This window comes from Microbacterium elymi (assembly GCF_021582895.2).
GTDB lineage: Bacteria > Actinomycetota > Actinomycetes > Actinomycetales > Microbacteriaceae > Microbacterium > Microbacterium humicola.
The window spans coordinates 2,094,375-2,112,833 of sequence record NZ_CP091139.2 but is presented as its reverse complement, the minus strand read 5'-3'; the positions used below and the strand labels follow the sequence as shown (position 1 = coordinate 2,112,833).

Annotated in this window: 8 protein-coding genes and 7 pseudogenes; 1 reads left to right on the top strand and 14 read right to left on the bottom strand. The window is 73.7% G+C overall.

All coding sequences use genetic code 11. The features are described from left to right. Nucleotides 1–155: 155 nt before the first annotated feature. The 5 genes and pseudogenes from L2X98_RS22310 to L2X98_RS21025 all read right to left on the bottom strand — a co-directional run. Nucleotides 156–242, bottom strand: a pseudogene (locus L2X98_RS22310) (hypothetical protein); the annotation flags it as partial. Next, nucleotides 211–600 (bottom strand): Ig-like domain-containing protein, encoded by a 390-nt coding sequence (locus L2X98_RS22305; protein ID WP_435526277.1) that lies wholly within the window; start codon nucleotides 598–600, stop codon nucleotides 211–213. The gene L2X98_RS22305 and the pseudogene L2X98_RS22310, both read right to left, overlap by 32 nt. A gap of 412 nt (nucleotides 601–1,012) precedes the next feature. Next, nucleotides 1,013–2,506 (bottom strand): annotated as a pseudogene (locus L2X98_RS11460) (Ig-like domain-containing protein); the annotation flags it as partial. Nucleotides 2,507–3,720: 1,214 nt separating this feature from the next. After that, nucleotides 3,721–5,235, bottom strand: coding sequence for an FAD-binding oxidoreductase (locus tag L2X98_RS21030; protein WP_354002753.1), 1,515 nt, complete (start codon nucleotides 5,233–5,235; stop codon nucleotides 3,721–3,723). 172 nt (nucleotides 5,236–5,407) lie between these two features. Beyond that, nucleotides 5,408–6,031, bottom strand: a pseudogene (locus L2X98_RS21025) (LLM class flavin-dependent oxidoreductase); the annotation flags it as partial. A gap of 257 nt (nucleotides 6,032–6,288) precedes the next feature. Here L2X98_RS21025 and L2X98_RS11450 point away from each other — a divergent pair. After that, entirely contained in the window at nucleotides 6,289–7,077 is a 789-nt protein-coding gene (locus tag L2X98_RS11450) for a glycosyltransferase family A protein (protein ID WP_259610989.1), read from the top strand. On the opposite strand, the gene L2X98_RS11445 is transcribed toward L2X98_RS11450, so the two are convergent. The 9 genes and pseudogenes from L2X98_RS11445 to L2X98_RS11405 form a co-directional block, all read right to left on the bottom strand. After that, complete coding sequence (locus L2X98_RS11445) at nucleotides 7,078–7,836, bottom strand: alpha/beta fold hydrolase (protein ID WP_259610988.1); 759 nt, start codon at nucleotides 7,834–7,836, stop codon at nucleotides 7,078–7,080. Beyond that, on the bottom strand, nucleotides 7,803–7,991 hold the full coding sequence (locus L2X98_RS11440; protein WP_259610987.1) for a hypothetical protein: 189 nt from the start codon (nucleotides 7,989–7,991) through the stop codon (nucleotides 7,803–7,805). The genes L2X98_RS11445 and L2X98_RS11440 overlap by 34 nt, the downstream gene beginning before the upstream one ends. 16 nt (nucleotides 7,992–8,007) lie before the next feature. Continuing rightward, nucleotides 8,008–8,250 carry a P-loop NTPase family protein gene (locus tag L2X98_RS11435; RefSeq protein ID WP_259613412.1) on the bottom strand — a complete coding sequence of 81 codons (243 nt, stop codon included), beginning with the start codon at nucleotides 8,248–8,250 and terminating at the stop codon, nucleotides 8,008–8,010. 264 nt (nucleotides 8,251–8,514) lie between these two features. Beyond that, nucleotides 8,515–8,694 (bottom strand): annotated as a pseudogene (locus L2X98_RS11430) (ATP-binding cassette domain-containing protein); the annotation flags it as partial. Nucleotides 8,695–9,106: 412 nt separating this feature from the next. After that, nucleotides 9,107–9,628, bottom strand: a pseudogene (locus L2X98_RS22300) (ABC transporter ATP-binding protein); the annotation flags it as partial. 503 nt (nucleotides 9,629–10,131) lie between these two features. Continuing rightward, nucleotides 10,132–11,913, bottom strand: coding sequence for a hypothetical protein (locus L2X98_RS11420; RefSeq protein WP_259610986.1), 1,782 nt, complete (start codon nucleotides 11,911–11,913; stop codon nucleotides 10,132–10,134). 62 nt (nucleotides 11,914–11,975) lie between these two features. Further along, nucleotides 11,976–15,101 carry a hypothetical protein gene (locus tag L2X98_RS11415; protein ID WP_259610985.1) on the bottom strand — a complete coding sequence of 1,042 codons (3,126 nt, stop codon included), beginning with the start codon at nucleotides 15,099–15,101 and terminating at the stop codon, nucleotides 11,976–11,978. 31 nt (nucleotides 15,102–15,132) lie between these two features. Then, nucleotides 15,133–15,692: pseudogene (locus L2X98_RS11410) on the bottom strand (DNA-3-methyladenine glycosylase I). Between the two features lie 547 nt (nucleotides 15,693–16,239). Then, nucleotides 16,240–18,348, bottom strand: a pseudogene (locus L2X98_RS11405) (acyl-CoA dehydrogenase family protein). Between the last annotated feature and the right edge of the window lie 111 nt (nucleotides 18,349–18,459).

Here is an 18,459-nt window from a genome sequence, read left to right as displayed (position 1 = left end):
TACTCGTTCAGCGGCAGCTCGACCGTCTCGCCGCTCTTGACGGTGATGCCCTCGGCGGCCATCAGCGACGGCGGCAGCGAGGTCAGCGACGGCACGTGGATGAAGGCGGATGCCGTCAGCCCGTCCTGGTCGGTGACGGTGTACGTGAGCAGCTGGTCATCGTCGCCGACGGCGATCTTCACCCTGCCGCCGGAGAGCACCTGCGCGGTCTCACCCGCCACCGACACGTCCAGCGCCTCGATCGTGCCGTCGGGGTCCTCGTCGTTGTCGAGGACGTTGAGCGTGACCGAACCGTCCTTGATGTCCTCGGGCTTGCACGCGGTCGTCGCGGGCGACCGGGCGCAGCGGGACGTCCGTGCGCACCGAGATCTGCAGCACGCCCACCGCGGTCGCGCCGTTCGTGTCCTGGATCGTGTACTGCAGGCTGGTCTCGACCGGCTCGTCCGGGGCCGTGACCACGACCCGGTCGCCGAGCACCTCGGCCGACAGGCCCGGCACGTCGGGCAGGATCAGTCCGTCGGCGACCAGCCCCACCCGGTCGCCCTCGGGGTCGGAGTCGTTGGTCAGCACGGGGACGGCGACCGAACGGCCGGGCCGCATCACGACGGTGTCCTTGATGGCGTACGGGGGCTGGTTCTCGGCCGCGGCCGGGGCGATGCCCACCCGGATCGTCGCCAGACCCTCCTTGCCGAGCCGGTCGCGCACCCGGTAGGTGAACGAGTCGACGCCGCCGTCGCCGATCGCCTGATAGTCGATGTAGTCGGCACCGACGTCGTCGATCCGGCCCTTGCCGGGCGCCGAGGCGATTCCCACCAGCTTGCACCGAGTCGCCGTCCGGGTCGATGCCGTCCAACGGGATCTGGATGCGCACCTGCGACCCGCTGAGCACGCGGGCCGTGACATCCTTCGGCCGCGGAGCCTGGTTCGATTTGGCGTCCACCGGCAGGATCTGGATCGTGACGTAGCCGGCATCCTTCTGCCCGCTGTCGTTCACGGCCTCGTACGTCACGTAGGCGGTGCCGGCCTTGCCGCCGGCGCGGAACCGGACGGTGTCCTGCGAGACGAACGCCTCGCCGTCCTTCGGGTCCACCAGCGGCGGCACCAGGTCGGGGGCGACGTGCAGCGTGCCGCCGTTCGGGTCCGAGTCGTTGTCCAGCACCGGGATCGTCACGACGTCGCCGGCGCGCACGACCGCCTGGTCGTCGTCGGCGACCGGGGGACGGATGGTGGATGCCGCGGCCACCGGGATCACCACGACCTGGCCGTTCGCGCTCTGTGTGCCGTTGGAGACGGTGTAGTCGATGACCACCTGCTGGGCGAGCGAGCCCTGATCGCCCACCCGCAGCGTCTCGTGGTTCAGGACGGCGACCGAGATGCCGGCATCCTGCGGCACCGAGACCGACTGGACCACGAGGATGCCGCCGGCCGGATCGGAGTCGTTCGCGAGCACGTTGACCAGCGTGTCGCCGCCGGTGGGCAGCAGCGCGACGTCGCGCACCGCGACCGGCGGGAGGTTCTCGTCCTCGGGCTCCTTCACGTCCACCCGGACCACGCCCTCGGCGGTGGCCGTGCCGGTGGCGATCAGGTAGGGAACGTAGTAGGTGCCGGCCGTCGGCGACCGGAAGGTGAACGTGCGGTCGGCGAAGGACGGGGTCACGGTGGCGCCGGACACCTTGTCGACGCGGGTCAGGCGCAGCTCCTGCCGGCTCGCGCTGTAGTCGTTGCTCAGCGGCGACACCGTCACCGTCTGGTCGACGTGGGTCACGACGTGGTCGGCCGTGGCGACCGGCTCGGTCGCACCGCGCGGGCGCACGTCCAGCCGGACCGTGCCCTCGGTGGTCTTCGTGCCGTCCGAGACGTAGATCTTCACGTCCTTGCGGCCGAGGGTGCCGGACACCGATCGATACGTGATCTGGCCGTCGTTGGTGGTCTCCACCTCGTCGCCGGGCGCCGGCTCGGCGCCGCTGAGGTAGACGTCGTCGCCGTCGGGATCACGCCAGTCGGGCAGCACGTTGTAGGTGAGCACCCCGCCGGCCTCGACCGTGAGCGAGGTCACCCGGGTCTGCTTGGGCGCCTGGTCCGGGTCGTCCCACGGATGCACCTTCAGCGTCACGGTGGCATCGGCCTTGCCGCCGCGCCCGTCGTCGACCTGATACGTGAACGTGCCGGTGCCGGTGGCGTCGTCCGGGACGGCGATCTGCAGGCCCGAGCCGTTGTTGATGCTCTGCAGCGTGCCCAGCGACGGATCGCCCTTGGGCACGCTCACCGTGAGCACGTCGCCGTCGGCATCCGTGTCGTTCTCCAGCACGGGCAGGATCGTGGTCCGGCCGGGGCGCACGCCGTAGCTGTCCGGGTTCGCGATCGGCGGGGTGTTCTTCGCCGTGCGCTTGGGGAGGGTGGACTGGATGGTGTCTTCGGTGACCTTCTCCTCGTTGTCCTCGGTCTCGCCCTTCGGCGGGGTGAGGTCGTCCCAGTTGTCCACCTGCTGCAGGCTGTCGCTGGCCATCCAGGCGCTGCCGCCGATGATGTCGTTGAGCACCACGATGTCGCGGTTCTGCCGGAACGTCAGCTTGCGCCGTCTTGGCGATTCCGGGGATCTGGGTGGTCAGATCGTCGGCGTCGCCGATGCAGTCGCGGAGGAAGCGCGCCGAGCCGGCCCAGGCGCCGTAGGCGCAGCCGTTCAGCCAGACCGGGGCTGCGGGAGTGCCCGTGCCCCCGGCATCCCGCACCGTCGGCTTCGACCCGTCCAGCGGCACCCGCAGCAGTGCGCCGGCGGTCGCGACCGTGACCGCGTCGTCGGCCGGCGAGGCCTGCTGCAGCACCGCTCCGGCCGCATCGGGGAGCTTCTCATCCAGTCCGGACCCGTCGATCACGGTGCCGGTGGCGGCGTCGAGCACGACCGGCGTCTGCCCGACCGCGGTGATCGAGACCTGGGCGTTCCTGCCCAGGCCGTCCAGCTGCCGGCTCTCCGGCTCGACGGGCGCACCCTGGGCGTCGACCCGGACGGTCGTCAGGGTCTTCTTGGTGGGCGAGACCGCATAGACCGTGCCGTCGACGGCGACCGTGGCCGCCGCCCCGGCGCCGAGCCGGGCCGTCGGCTTCACGCTGGCCGCCTTGAACCCGCCGATCGCGGCCGCCGGCAGGACCCACAGCGAACCCTTGGTCGCGTCCAGGATCGCGACGGTCTTCGCGCCGAGGAGCACCTGCGCCCCGCTGGGCACGTTCGTCGAGCCGGTGAGGGCGACCGTGGCCGGGTCGACCGTCGAGACGGCGTTGCCCGCCTCGTCGTGCATGAGCACGGCCTGGGGGGATTGGAGGATGTCGTAGTGATCGCTCGCGGTGCGCAGTCCCCCGTCGAGCACGGCGGACTCGTGGTTGAAGTGGCCGACCATGAGGCTGGACTGCTTGGTGACCCACACGCTGCCGTCGTTGAGGTCGAGCTCGGCGGTGGGGTTGCCCTGATACACGAACGCGAGGGTGGTGATCGCGACCGCGCCGGCGGTCACGATCGCTCCGGCGGCGAGGGTTCGCGGGCGCGCGCGCAGCCACGCAGAGATCCTCATGCGGTATCGGCTCCTCCGGGGATTCCGCGCAGGGGCCGCCCGGTGGGCACACCGACATCCTGCCGCGGAGCGTCCGCACCGGCCCGGGAACGGAGCTTCCCGGCCCGCGCGGGCGCACACGGACATCGTTCAACTGGTGTCGGCCGACGGGCCGACTTCAGCAGACTATGCGAGGTTCCTTGAAAATTCGATGGGGACTAATCCCCATCGGCCGGCCCGTCAGCCGGCGACGGCCTCCGGCAGCGGGATCGCGAAGTTGTCCGCGAACAGCCCGTCCGGGTCGACGCGGCGCTTGATGTTCTGCAAGCCGATCCAGGGTCGCGGGCGGGAACGCCTCGGCGATGCGCTCCGGGCGCAGGGAGCTGTCGAAGCTCAGGTAGACCCCGCGCGAATGCGCGGCGAGCACGCTCCATGCCTCGGCGAATCGGCGCGGATGCGCACCGAATCCCACGACGGAGAAGTTCGCGGCGCGGTGGGCGTAGGCGGTGGCGTCCTCCGGCACGTCGGCCACGGCCCCGCCGACCGAGCGGATCTGGAAGAAGTAGGACCCCCCGGCCTCCAGCATCCCGACCGCCGCCGCGGCGAACTCCGGCGTGATCTCGTCGAGCTGGGCGGACCGGGCCAGCGGCTCGCCCGCCCCGCGCTTGCGGCCCGATGTCGGCGTTCGCCATGATCTGCGCATACGAGGTGAGCTTGCACCTGCTGGTCCAGCAGCGGGCCGAGCTGCGCGAAGGGCTTGCAGCAGTTCGATGATCTCGTCCGGGTCGCCGCGGTCGACGGCGACCATCACGTTCGCGACCGCGGGCCGGCCGGCCCGGGCGGCGCCGAGGATGAGGAAGCTGGTGACCTCGCGCGGGGAGGCCTGCACGATCCGGCCCCAGTCGACGAGGAACTGCGCGGTCTCGGACGCGTCGAACGCCAGCCGGGCGAACCCGAGCGGGCCGACCTCGTCGACTTCGAACTCGAACGACGTGACGATGCCCATGTTGGCTCCCGCTCCGCGCATCGCCCAGAACAGCTCGGGGTCGGATGCCGCGTCCACCCGCGTGACGGTGCCGTCGGCCAGCACCATCTCGACCGCGCGCACGTGGTCGATGGTCAGGCCGTGCTCGCGGGCGAGCCAGCCGATGCCGCCGGCGGTGGCCAGGCCTCCGACCCCGACCGCGCCGTAGTCGCCCGAGCTGAGCGCCCAGCCGTGCTCGCCGAGGGCGGAGGCCACCGACGTCCACCGCGCCCCCGGACCGATGCGCACGAGGCGTCGTTCCGGGTCGATGACCTCGACCGCGTCCAGGCGACGCAGGTCGATGACGATCCCGCCGTCGTTCGTGGATCGGCCCGAGACGCCGTGACCGCCGCTGCGCACCGACAGCGGCACGCCGCGGTGGCGGGCGGCGAACCCGACGGCGGCGGCCACCTGGGCCGGCGAGTCGGGCTGCAGGATGATCCCGGGCGCACCGCCCCGCAGGTAGGTGGACTTCAGGTCGGGGTAGTCGAAGTCGCCCGGCTCGATCGCGTGCACGCCGGCGGGCAGGTCGTCGTAGTCGATGCCGGGCCGCCGGGCGGCCAGCGCCGCCGTCGAGCGCACCGGGACGGCGGATGTGCCGCGCTCGCCCCGCTCGCGCTCGACCAGTTCGCGCACGGCGGGGGCGACATCCTCGCCGAACACCTGCATCAGGCGCGCGTCGTCGGCCGCGAGGATGAACGTGCTGATCCCGTCCTCGAGGGTCAGCTTGCGCGAGCTGCTCGATCCACCCGTTCAGCTCGCCCTGCGGCCCGCCGATGTTCAGCAGGCGCCGGATCTCGCGCGGGTCGCGGTCGACGGATGCCGCCGCCTCGTCGATCCGCGCGTTGCCGGCGGCGAGGTCGCCCGGTTTCATGTACCCGTGCGACGGCAGCCAGCCGTCGGCCTTCCGGCCGGTGAGAGCCAGCATCCGCGGCTTGTACGCGCCGAGCCAGATCGGGATGTCGTGCGCGGGCCGCGGCCCGCGCTTGGCGCCGTGCGCCTGGTAGAACCGGCCGTCGCTGGTGATGCCGCCTCGAGCCCCGGCATCCCACGCCGCTCGGATCAGCCCGATCGCCTCTTCCAGCGCCGAGACCGCCTGACCGGGGGTGAGCCGGCGCCCGCCCATCGCCTCGATGGCGTCCCAGAAGGCCCCCGACCCCAGGCCCAGATCGAACCGGCCGCCGGAGAGCAGGTCGAGGCTGGCCGCCGACCGCGCCACCACCAGCGGCGGGCGCAGCGGCAGGTTCAGCACGTTCGGCGCGATCCGGATGCTCTGGGTCTGCGCCGCGACGTACGACATGAGCGTCCACGTGTCCAGGAACGCCGGCTGATAGGGGTGGTCCTGGAAGCTGACCAGATCCAGACCCGATGCCTCGGCCGCCCGGGAGAGCGCGACCGGCGCCTGCGGCTCGGCATTGGCAGGGGTGATGAAGACGCCGAATCGCAGCGTATGTCCGTAGTCCACGTGGTTCCTCCGCCCAGGCCAACCTTCCTCGGCCCGGTGCTATTCCGGTGCGGCGCGGGTCGGCCGGGTGCCGAGCCGTGTGCCGAGACCGGGGAATCGCGGCGAGACCGAGGCGGACGTCCCCGGGTTGACGGCAGATCCCCGGTCTCGGCGAGGGCGGGGAGGGCGGGGCGGGAGGGCGGGGAGGGCGGGGCGGGAGGGCGCGGCGGGTGCGCCGGGCGGGGGCCGAGCCGGGCGAGGCCGTAGGCTGACCGACGATGAGCACGGTCAGTATCGTCATCCCCTCGTACAACGACGCCGAGATGCTGCGCGGGTGCCTCGCCGCGCTCGCGGTGCAGACGCGGCCGCCGGACGAGCTGATCGTGGTGGACAACGGGTCGACCGATGCGACGGCCGCAATCGCGCGTGCCGCCGGGGCGCGCGTGGTGACCGAGCCGCGACGCGGGGTGCTGCGGGCCACCGCGGCCGGGTTCGACGCCGCCGGGTGCGAGGTGATCGGACGCCTCGATGCCGACTCGCGCCCGGCGCCGGACTGGACCGCGCGGGTCGCGGCCGCCTTCGAGGCCGATGCGACGCTGCACGCCCTCACCGGCACCGGCTCGTTCTACGGCTGCGGCCGGTTCTGGCGGTTCGTCGGCCGCTACCTGTACCTGGGCGGCTACTTCTGGTCGATGGGGATGCTGATGGGGCATCGGCCGCTGTTCGGATCGAACTTCGCGATCCGCCGCACAGCCTGGCGCGCCGTGCGCGAGCGCGCACACGTGGACGACCCGCACGTTCACGACGACCTGGACATCAGCTTCATCCTCGACCCGGACATGGGCGTCGACTACGACCGGGCGCTGCTGGTGCAGGTCTCGGCGCGGCCGTTCGCGAACGTGGCCGGGTTCCAGCGGCGGGCCTCGTGGGCGTTCCACGACATCGCGCTGAACCTGCGCGAGGTCGGGGTGCTGCGCCGCCGGGCGGAGGGCGCCCGCGGGCGCCGCCGGCGCCGAGCGCGGCAGGCCGAGCTCGCGGGCCGGGCCGCAGCGTCCGACCCCGCGTAGTCACCGCCCGGCGAAGAACGCGGACATCGCCTCGGCGAGCTGGTGCGGCGCGGTCTCGCACGGGCTGTGCCCGGCGTCCAGCACGACCAGCCGGCCGCCCAGCTGCGCGGCGAAGGCGCGGTGCGCGGCCAGCGGCCACACGTCGTGCGCTCCCACGACGACCAGGGTCGGGATGCCGTGGGCGCTCACCGCGGACGCGACATCCGGCGTCTGCTTCATCAGCCCGAAGATGTCGATGACGCTGGCGATGCTGGTCTGGTCGAATCGCGCGGTGACGAAGACGGCGCGGTCCCGCGGCGCCCCGTGCACGTTGTGGCGGAGCACCCAGACGAACAGGCGCCCGAGTGCGGCGGCCGACAGCATCCCGCTGAACGGTCCGAGCACCTTGAACGCACGCAGCGCCTGCCCCGACCGGGGCGTCGTGGACAGCAGGGTGAGGCTGCGCACGAGCTCGGGATGGGTGCCGGCCACCGCCGCGGCGACCGTGCCCGCGAACGAGTAGCCGAGCACGTGTGCGGGGGTGGCGCCGGCCTGGAGCACTGCGCGGAGGTCGGCCTCGAACAGCGCCATCGTGTAGTGCGCACCGGGCGGGATGAGGTTCGCCGGTCCCGCCGCCCACGATTCGTACTGGCCGGCCATGTCGAACGCCTCGACCCGATGACCGGATGCCGCCAGCAGCGGCATCACGCGGACGAAGTCCTCCTTCGAGCCGGTCATCCCCGGCATCAGGACCACGCGCGGGCCGTCGAGCGGGCCCATCGAGACGCGAGCGAGCAGCCCGACGGCGCCGTCACGACGTCGCGCTGAGCGCCCGCCGGCAGAACGCTCCAGTCGATCGGCTGCATCGCGGCATCCTTCGCCGCCGCCTCGCGCATGCGATGCGTGGACAGCCCGTCGTCGCTGTCGATGGTCACAAGCCAGATCCTCCCATCATCCGGCCGCGGGGACGGATGCCGCGGGCTTGAGTCGTCCGTCGTGCAGCTCGAGCACGCGGTCGGCGCGGGCCAGCAGGGCCGCATCGTGCGTGGCCACGACCGCGGCCGTGCCGCGCTCGTGCGCGAGCCGGGCGATCAGCTCCATGATCTGGGCGCCGGTCTCCGAGTCGAGCTGGCCGGTGGGCTCGTCGGCCAGCAGCACGGCCGGCTCGGTGACCAGCGCGCGGGCGATGCCCACCCGCTCGCTTGCCCGCCGGACAGCTCCGCGGGGCGCTGCGCCGCGTGCTCGGCCAGGCCGACGGCATCCAGCATCGCCGCGACCCGCCGGGTGCGCTCTGCGACCGGGATCCGGCGGATGCGCAGCGGCACCTCGACGTTCTCGGCGGCCGACAGGATCGGGATCAGCCCGAAGGCCTGGAACACCGAGGCGACCCGATCGCCGCGCAAGCGCGTGCCCGGAGGCTTCGAACAGGTCGCGTCCTTCGATGTGGACGCTGCCCTCCTCGGGCCGCTCGAGTCCGCCCAGCATGGTCAGCAGCGTCGTCTTGCCCGCCCCGGACCGCCCGCGGATGGCCACCAGCTCGCCGGCGTCGACGGTGAGGTCGACGCCCCGCACGGCCGGGATCTCGCCGGCCGCGGTCCGGTACACGCGGACCAGGCCGGCGGCGTGCAGCGCGCTCATGACGTCTCCTCCGTGCTCTCGTGCGTGCTCTCGCCCGCCGGCGGAGCTCCGCCGGCGGCACGGACGACGGGCGCACCTCGATCCGATCGGGTTCGAGCGAGAGGCGCACCCGCTCGCGCAGCTGCAGCGCCGACACGTACTCGGCGGGCAACTGCATCCGCCCGGCGCGGTCCAGCACCGCGTACTCGGCCGCCGTGCGCACGCTGCGGCCCTGATCGTCGGTGTGCGTGGTGCGCAGCGTCTCGGTCGCGGTGCGTCCGTCGCGGATGCGGACGGTCCGGTCGACGTGCTCGGCCACGGCCGCATCGTGCGTCACGATCAGGGTCGTCACGCTCCGGTCGCGGTTCACCGACTCCATCGCCGCGAGCACCTCGGCGCTGGTCGCCTCGTCGAGCTCGCCGGTCGGCTCGTCGGCCAGCAGCACCCGCGGCTCGTTGGCCAGCGCGACCGCGATCGCCACCCGCTGCTGCTGTCCGCCCGACAGCTCCGCAGGGCGGTGGTCGGCGACGTGCGCGACGCCCAGCTGGTCGAGCAGCTCGTCGGCCAGCGCATCCCGGCGGCCCCGCTCCACCACCCCGGCCACCGCGTGCACCATCGCGATGTTCTCGCGTGCGGACAGGTACGGCAGCAGGTTGCGTCCGGACTGCTGCCAGACGAACCCGACCGTGCGCCGGCGGTAGTGCACCCGTTCCCGGGCGCGCATCGCGCCCACCTCGTGCCCGGCCACCCGCACCCGGCCGGCGCTGGGCGCGTCCAGCCCGGCGAGGATGCCGAGGAGCGTCGACTTGCCCGACCCCGAGGCGCCCACCAGGGCCACCAGCTCGCCGGGCTGCACGATCAGCTCGAGCCCCTGCAGCGCCTGGACCTCCACCCCCTGCGCGGTGAAGATGCGCACCACGCCTTCGCAGAGGATGTCCGGCTTGCTCACCGTCATCTCCGCCTCCTTGTCCACATTCTTCACGTTCCGACCTCCTCGTCGACCCGTCGCAGCGTCGCCGACGCCGTCGCCCGCGCGGCGATCGCGGCCGCGATCAGCACCGCCAGGGCGCCGACCAGCACGAATCCGAGCGCCACGGCGCCCGGCATCCATCCCTGCACCACCGGCGCCGGCTGGATGCTGCCGCCGACGAACGGCGTGAGATCCACAGCCGGGATCAGCAGCGGGCAGCGCGAACCCGGCGGCCAGGCCGACCACGAGGGCGACCAGCAGCGGCGGTGCGAGTTCCCACACGACCAGCGGCAGCGCCCGCCGGCGGGGGTACCCGACGGCGGCGAGCAGCCCCAGCATCCGTCCGCGCACGCCCGCGGTGCGCAGCAGCGTCATCGCGATCGCGCACACCAGCAGGATCGCGGCCGCCGCCAGCGCCGCCACCAGCGCGGTGCGCATGGCCTGCAGCGCGGGATCGGCCTCCAGCCCCTGCTCGACCTGCGCCGGGGTCACCGTGGCCGCCCCGGCCCCGGCGATCTGCCGCGCCGCACCGGCCACCGCCGCCGTGTCGGCGTCGGCATCCAGCCGCAGCGCACGGTGTGGGTGGTGTGGTCCGGTCCGATCAGCGGAGCCGCGCGGTCGCGGTCCACGGCGATCCAGCGCGCGTCCGCGCCGAACGGGACGGTGGAGGTCGTGGCCACCCGGTCGATCGGGATGTCCTGGATGGTCAGGGTCGCATCGCCGACCTCGCCCGCGAGCACGTCCGAGAACACGGCGGGAACGGCGTCGCCGCCCGCGCTGCCGCTCGGCTCACTCAGTGCCGCCGGCAGCGGCAGCGCGCCCGGCACCCCTGCTGCACCCGAGCCAGCTCGGCCGGGTCGATGGCGTACACCGTGACCGAGACCCAATGCCCGGGCAGGCTCGCCACCACCCGCGGGTCGGCGTACACCGGGGCGATCGCGTCCACCCCGTCCAGCGCCCGCAGCCGATCCTGCGCGGCGGCATCGATGCCCGTGGCCGTCAGGTTCACGTCGGCGCCGACCCGGCCGCGGGCGGTCGCGGTCACCCCGGCGGCCACGGTCGCGGTGAACACCGCCGCGAACAGCGCGATCGCCACGCACACCACGGCGGCCAGCACCGGGGCGACCCGCACGGTCGCCCCGCGCCGGGCCTGCGCCGGGCCGAGCAAGCGCCATCAGTCCGCGGCCGCGGGCCAGCGCCGCCTCGAGCAGCCCGACCAGCGGGGGCACGAGGCGCAGCGCGAGGACGCTGGCCAGCGCGACCAGCGCCAGCGGCGCGGCGACCAGCACCGGATCGATGCCGGGGGTGCCGATCCGGGTCGCGGCCAGGACCAGCACCGCGAGGGCCGGCAGGACGACCGCCGCCTCGACCAGCAGCCGCCGCCGGCGGTGCGGACGGTCGGCGGCGCCCAGGTCGGCGCGGGCGGTGCGGGATGCCGCGGCCGGCGCCTCGATCGCGAGCACCACCGCAGGGGTGAGCGCGACGAGCACGCACACGGCCATCGCGGCCGGCGACCACGTCCTCGAGACGCCCGCGCCGACCGCGGCGCCGACCACCCCGAGGATCAGGCCCTCGACGCCCAGGAGCGCCGCCAGCCGGGCCGTCGAGGCTCCGCGGGCGCGCGCGAGCCGGACGGATGCTGCGCGCCGGGCCGCCAGCATCGTCCCGGTCATCCCCACCACCACCACGGCGACCCCGAGCGGTGCGATCGCCACCAGCAGCACCACCGCGTTCAGCGCCCGTACCCGTGCGGCGCCGTCGTCGAGGAGGTCCGGCGCGGCGCTGCGCATCACCAGTCCGGTGTAGAACTGGTTGCCGGCGTTCACTGCGAACGACTGGTTCTCCCCCGCCAGTCCCCGCAGCTGCGCGGCCACGGTCGCGGCGTTCTCGCCGGTGATCCGGTCCACCAGCAGCGGGAACCAGACGGTCGTCGACGCGCCGTCGGCCTCCGCCGCCATCCCGGTCAGCAGCTCGGCCGGCGCATACGCCATCGCCAGGTGGATGATGTCGCCCATCTGACTCTGCGCGATGCCCGGCGTCAGACCGGTGGGCTCGTGCCGCCAGGCCGGGTCGTCCGGATCCCGCGCCTCGAACGTGCCGGTCAGCGTGAGGAGCCGTCCGTCGGGCCCGCCGATCCGGCGCTGCGCGCCCACCGCCCAGTCCAGGGTCTGCGCCGCCTCGCGCGACAGCGCGACCGGCGTGGCCTGTTCCGCGTCGTCGTCCGCGGCATCCGTCCCCACCGTCGGCAGGGTGCCCTCGACGATCCGCACCCGCGCGGCGAGTCCCGGGTCGAGTGCGAGCTTGCACGCTGTTGCTCGGCACGGCCGGCCCGTCAACCGGCAGCGTGACGGCGGGGTCGGTCGCGACGAACACCTGCGCGTCGCCCACGACCGTGCGCAGCGGCGGGGGAGGGATGTCTGGATCCGCTTGCGCGGCGGTGAGGGGGCCGCCCCACACGTCGGCGAGTGCCGGATCCAGTCCGAACTGCCCCGATCCCGGCCCGGGAACGGCGGTGCCCCGCGCGGTCGCGGTGGGATCGAGGGTCTCGGCCGGGGCGTGCCCGAGCGCGGCCCGAACGGTCTCGGTGCCGGTCCGCTCCAGCAGCGCCGGCGCGATCGAGCCGGCCAGGGCGACCAGCGCCACCACCACGACCACCAGCAGCGAGGCGAACGGCGCGGTGGTCGCCGCCCGCACCGCGATCCGGAACCCGCCGATGCGACGCGCGGTCACAGCACTCCTCCCCGCTGAGGGCGCCGAGCAGCGCGGGCCCGAGCCACAGCGCGATGAGCACGCCCGCCGCCCCGCCGGCGACCACCGCGAACAGCGCGGTCGCCGCCAGCTCGAGCGCGGTCGCCCGGGCCTGCCGGCCGGGGCCGAAGCCGAACGCCCGCAGCGGCACCGCGTCGGCGCGGCGCGCCTGCACCGCCCCCGCGCCGGTCACCACGGCACCCGCCGCGGCGAGGGCCGCCACCAGCGCGATGCCGGCGGCGAACAGCGCGAGGATCGGGTCGATCACGGCCGCCGTCCCCGCCGAGGCGGCGGTGATGATGTGCACCGGGCGCTCGGCGACCGCCCGCAGCGCGGCGGCCGTGGCATCCACGTCGGCCGTGTGCGCCCAGAGCTGATCCGCCGCCGGCACCGATCCGCCGAACTCCAGCGACTGCGCCACGAGTGCGGAAAGCGGGACGGACACGCCGGATGCGGCGCCGATGCCGGGCACCTGGTCGCGGATCGCGGCGACCTCGACCGGGATCGGCTGGGCGAGGGTCCCGAGCCGGAGCGAGACCGCCTCGCCGGGGTGCAGCGCGAGCCGATCGGCGAACGCCCTGGTGACCACGGCGGGCACGGCATCCGGCATGTCGTCCACCGTCAGGGCTCGGCCGCGCTGCGCGTCGGCCCCGACCGCGATCGACAGCGGGGCGCCGCCGCTTCTTCCGGCACTGCGCTTATCGGCACTGCGCAGCTCGACGCGGACGCTGAGGTCGATGCCTCCGGGCGCCGCTTGCACGTCGATCGCCGCCAGCGACAGGCCGGCGGCGATGCCGTGGACGCGCAGCGCATGCACGTGCGTGTCCACCGGGACGCTGCCGAGCGCGATCGCGCGCGCGGCCCCGTCGACATCGGTCAGCCACGCCGTCACCGTCAGCCGCGTTCCCGGAGCCGCGCCCGGCACCGTTCCCGCCGTCGCGGCGGTGACACGTGCCTCCAGGTCGCCGTCCAGCGGTCGCGGCGTGCCCGTCGCCAGCCGTGCGGCGTCCACGTCGGTCGCCGCGGCCAGTTCGCCGGGCGGCACGGCGACCAGCGACGTCGTCGTCTGCCCGGCGGTGACGCTGGTCCCCAGGGCGGCGAACACCTCGCCGGGCGCCGAGACATCGCTCGCCGACACCGCCGGATGTGCGACATCCACGGTCGGCGAGATGTCATACACCGCGCGGACGTCCGCGCCGATCCGCTCGCCCAGCTCGGCGTGGATCGCGGTGTTGGCGGACGCCACGGCGACCGCCGCGAACGCGATGGCCGCCGCGGCCAGCGACAGGCTCACGATCCCGGCGATCAGCACCCGCGACTGCCGCTCGACGCGCCGCAGCGCCAGCACCACGGTCAGCCCCCGCCCGCGACGGGCCAGCTGCGCGGCACCGGCGGCCAGCGGCGCGGCCACCAGCGCGGCGATCAGCGCCACGGTGACCAGCGCCGCGGCGGGGGATGCGGCGGCGGCGACATCCGCCCGCCCGCCGGGCGCCAGCCCCGTGGTCAGGCAGCGCGCGGCCGCGAGGCCGGTCAGCACCGCGATGACCAGCGCGAGCCCGGCCAGGCCCACGACGCCGCCGCGGGCGATGTCGTCGCGGCCGGTCGGCGGGGCGAGCGCGCCGCCGGCGTGCGCGACGGTCACGAGCGCGAGCACGGCCAGGCCGCACCCTGCGGCGAGCGCCGCGATCGCAGAGGGCGCGACCCCGAGGGCGATGCCGACGATGGATGCCGCGGCCAGCGCGCCGATCGCGGGCAGCGCGGCGATCCCGGCCGATTCGGCGATCACGGCCGCCGCGGCGGCGCCCCGGGCCCGCAGCAGGTGCACGTCCGGACCGGCCCGGCGCCCGGCGGCGCGGGCGAGCAGCCCGATCACCAGTGCCCCGACCACCAGCAGCACGACCGGCACGACGACGATGCCGCGCGCGACGTTCCCGGCGTCGGCGGCGCGCGCCAGCGTGGCATCCCATCCGCCCACGGCCCGCAGCCCTGCCCCATCGCGGTTGAGGTCGTCCAGCGCGGCGTTCAGCCGGCCGAGGCCGGCGCGGTACGCCGGGAGTTCGGCGTCGGCGACCGGATGCCGCGCCGACACCGTCCAGTGCACCCGGCCCGAGTCCGCGGCATCCGGGAACCGCGTCGCCTCGACCAGGACCGGGCCTGCGGCATCCTCGGTCCGGCCGGAGAACACGGCCGGCTGCCCGCCCCACGTCGGGTCATCGGATGCCCCGGCCCAGACGCCGACCACGTGCACGGTCCGATCGCCGAGTTCGAGGTCGTCGCCCAGCCGCAGGCCGGTGGACTCGACCGCCGGCGCGGCGACCGCGATCTGGTCCGGTGCCGTCGGCCACGCCCCGTCGACCAGGGCCGCGTGGGCGGCGATGTCGGCGTCGGCCACCAGGAGCACGGGGTCGGAGACGGCCGTCGACGACGCCGTTCCCCACAGCGTCCGGGCGACGTCGATCGGCGCACCGCGGAAGGCCTCGTCGATCGCGGCGGTCACGGCGGACTCGTCGGTGGCGCCGAGCGGTCCGTCGATGACGACGCCCTGGTCGGCCGGGTCGGCGGATGCCACGGTCCGATCGACACCGGTGTCGATGATCCGATCGGTCAGGGCCGAGGCGGCGGCCAGGGCGCCCCCGACGACCACCGCGACCGAGATGATCGCGAGGAGTTGTCCGCCATGCCGCAGCGCTCGACGGACAGCGAACAGCATGCAGGTCCTCCGTTGGGTGCGTCCGCCCAGGCTAACGTCCCCGCCAGCACCCTTGCACATGGTCGTCGACCATGCCGGCCGACTGCATCAGCGCGTACAGCGTGGTCGGACCCACGAAGCGGAAGCCGCGGCGCCGAGCTCGATGCTCATCGCGGTCGACTCGGCGGTGACGGCGGGCACCTCGGCGAAGCCGACCGGGCGGGGGCGGGCCGCCGTGGGGGCGAACGACCACATCAGCGCGTCGAGTTCACCGGCCGGCATTCCGGCGACGATGCCCGCGTTGCCGATGGCCGCGCGGATCTTCGCGCGGTTGCGGATGATCCCCGGATCCGACATCAGCCGCTCCACGTCGTCCTCGCCGAACGCGGCCACGGTCGCCGGGTCGAACCCGGCGAACACCTCGCGGAAGCGCGGCCGCTTGCGCAGGATCGTGATCCAGCTCAGCCCGGCCTGGAATCCCTCCAGCGACAGCTTCTCGAACAGCGCGACGTCGCCGTGCAGCGGCGTGCCCCATTCCTCGTCGTGGTAGCGCCGGTATTCGGGATCCTGAACCGACCACCGGCACCGGGCACGCCCGTCCTCACCCACCACGACATCAGCACCCGGATCCACCCGGTCAGACTACCGGCGGCCCCCGACGCCACAGTTCCTGACGACCGAACCCGCCACCCCACAGCATCCCCCGTTCAGTCGTCACAAACTGCGGTCCGCACACGCACGACGTCACAGTTCGTGACGACCGAACCAGACCACCCCACAGCATCCCCCGTTCAGTCGACGCAAATCGCTGCTCCCGGCCCACGCACACCGCACATCGCGTCGACCGAACCGCGCCACCCGCAGCACCCACCCTTCGGTCGACGCAAACGGCTTGCTCCCGGCCCACGCACACCGCACATCCCGTCGACCGAACCGCGCGGTGCCACGGGATGCTGCACCCGCACGCCGTCGCCGGATCACTGTGCCCGACGCGAAGGCGGGGACCGCGATCCCGATCGCGGTCCCCGCGAAGACACGCGCCCCGCATTCGCCCGACTGCGAGGTCATCTCAGAGATGCCTTCATCAGAGAAGTGTCCGCACAGCCCGATTCCTGACAGGGAATCGGCAAACGTTGCCGATTCGTGATCTTGCCGCGGGCTACTTCTTCTGCTTGCGCAGGGTCTTCTCGCTGACCGGCGCCTGCCCCGACGCGATCAGCTCGGCGTAGTAGGCGCGGGCCTCGTCCTGCCGCTGCCGCTCGGCGCCCGAGGCGATCGGGGCGCGCACGTGCTCGAGGGCGAAGCCGAAGGCGTCGACGAGGTCCTGCGCGTGCGGGCGCAGCCGGGCGCAGAGCCGGTCGATGTAGCGGGTGACGGATGCCGCGCGCTGCGTGGACAGCCGCCCGTTGATCAGGTACCAGGCCAGGTGCTTCTCGATCAGCCAGAGTCCGAACAGGTCGCGCAGCCAGGTGAGCACCTGGCGGGTGCCGGCATCCGGGATCTGGCCGACGACCTCGGCGAACGCCTCCCACTGCAGCGCTCACCGTGGGCGCGCGCGGCCTCGATCAGCGCCGACTGGTGCTCGTTGAACAGTGCGGCCGCGTCGGCGGGCGACAGCGTGGATGCCGGGCGCAGGGCGGTCGCGACATCCGTCACCATCTGCTCGACGCGGCCGGCCAGCAGCTCGTGCTGCTGCTCGGCGCGCAGACCCAGCTCGACCGAACGCGCGGTCGATCCGAAGTCGGCGACGGACTGGCCGAGCCGGCGGAGCCCCGCGCCGTGGAAGATCTTGCCGGCGGTCTGTCCGACGGCGTAGCGGGCCAGGGCCGCGGCATCCTTCCCGGTGAACTGCTTCGCGAAGTCGCTGAGCAGACGCTTGCCGACCAGCTCGGCAGCACGTTGTTGTCGCCCTCGAAGGTGGCATACACGTCGAGGTCGTGGTGCAGGCCGACCAGCCGGTTCTCGGCCATGAACCCCGCCCCGCCGCAGGCTTCGCGGCACTCCTGGATCGTGTCCAGCGCGTTCCAGGTCGACAGGGGCTTGAGCGCCGCCGCCAGGGTCTCGAGGTTCTCCCGCTCGGCCGGGGTGTCGTGCGCGCCGCCGAACACGCCGTCGAACGTGCGCAGGAGCTGGTCGTGTGCGAAGAACTGCGCGTAGGTCTGCGCCAGGCGCGGCAGCAGGCGGCGCTGGTGCCTGCCGTAGTCCAGCAGCACGACCTCGTCGGTCCCCGTGCCCGAGTCGAACTGGCGACGCTGGTTGCCGTACGTGATGGCGATGTATTCGGCCAGCGCGGCGCCGGTGGTGGCGGCGCCGTCGAGCGACACACGGCCCTGCACGAGCGCGCCGAGCATGGTGAAGAAGCGGCGACCGGGGCTCGGGATGTCGCTGGAGTAGGTGCCGTCGGCGGCCACGTCGCCGTAGCGGTTGAGCAGGTTCTCGCGCGGGATGCGGACGTGGTCGAATGCGAGCCGCCCGTTGTCGATGCCGTTCAGTCCGCCCTTGACCCCGTCATCCTCGCTCGTGACGCCGGGCAGGCAGGCGCCGTCCTCGTCCCGAATCGGCACGAAGAAGCAGTGCACGCCGTAGTTCACGCCGCCGGTGATCAGCTTGCGCGAACACGGTGGCCGCACGCCCGTGCAGGGCGGCGTTGCCGAGGAACTCCTTGGTCGCCGCACGGAACGGGGTGTGGATGACGAACTCGGAGGCGTCGGCGTCGTAGGTCGCGGTGGTGCCGATGGCCGCGACATCCGATCCGTGCCCCATCTCGGTCATCGCGAACGCGCCCGGCAGCTTCAGGGTGCGCACGTCGGACAGCCACTTGTCGTGATGCTTCTGCGTGCCCAGCTGCTGGATGGCCGAACCGAACAGCCCCCACTGCACGCCCGCCTTGATCTGCATGCTCGGGTCTGCCAGCACGAGCTCTTCGAACGAGGCGAGGTTCGCGCCGTTGTCGTTCTGCCCGCCATGCTCGACCGGGAACGCGCGGCCGGCCGCGCCGGCGTCGACGAATAGCTGCAAGCTGGCCGAGCACGCGCTCGCGGTGCTCGGCCATCGGCTGGCCGGGGATCTGCCAGAACGCCTCGTCGCGGATCATCTCGCGCGCCTCGCGGCGGGCATCGCCCCACGTGCCCAGCAGCAGGTCGGTGACCGCGTCGCGGTCGATTCGGGGTTCGCGCGCCTCGGCGGCGCTGTGCGCGGCCGTGGGCGCACCGCCGGCGGGATGACGCGTGTGGACGGAGGGCTTCTTCGTGCGGACGGCATCGACCATGGGGGACCTTTCGAAGGGATCACCCCAACGGTAGGACTCCCACAATCGCGCTTCAAACGCGTTGATGGATGCCACAACCCGGCGCCGTCACGCGGCAGCGCCTGATTGTGG

Coding starts and splice junctions, on each gene's coding strand:
- L2X98_RS22305 (WP_435526277.1), bottom strand. CDS start 600: ATGCGGCCCGGCCGTTCGGTCGCCGTCCCCGTGCTGACCAACGACTCC.
- L2X98_RS21030 (WP_354002753.1), bottom strand. CDS start 5,235: ATGCAGGTGTTCGGCGAGGATGTCGCCCCCGCCGTGCGCGAACTGGTC.
- L2X98_RS11450 (WP_259610989.1), top strand. CDS start 6,289: ATGAGCACGGTCAGTATCGTCATCCCCTCGTACAACGACGCCGAGATG.
- L2X98_RS11445 (WP_259610988.1), bottom strand. CDS start 7,836: ATGGGCCCGCTCGACGGCCCGCGCGTGGTCCTGATGCCGGGGATGACC.
- L2X98_RS11415 (WP_259610985.1), bottom strand. CDS start 15,101: ATGCTGTTCGCTGTCCGTCGAGCGCTGCGGCATGGCGGACAACTCCTC.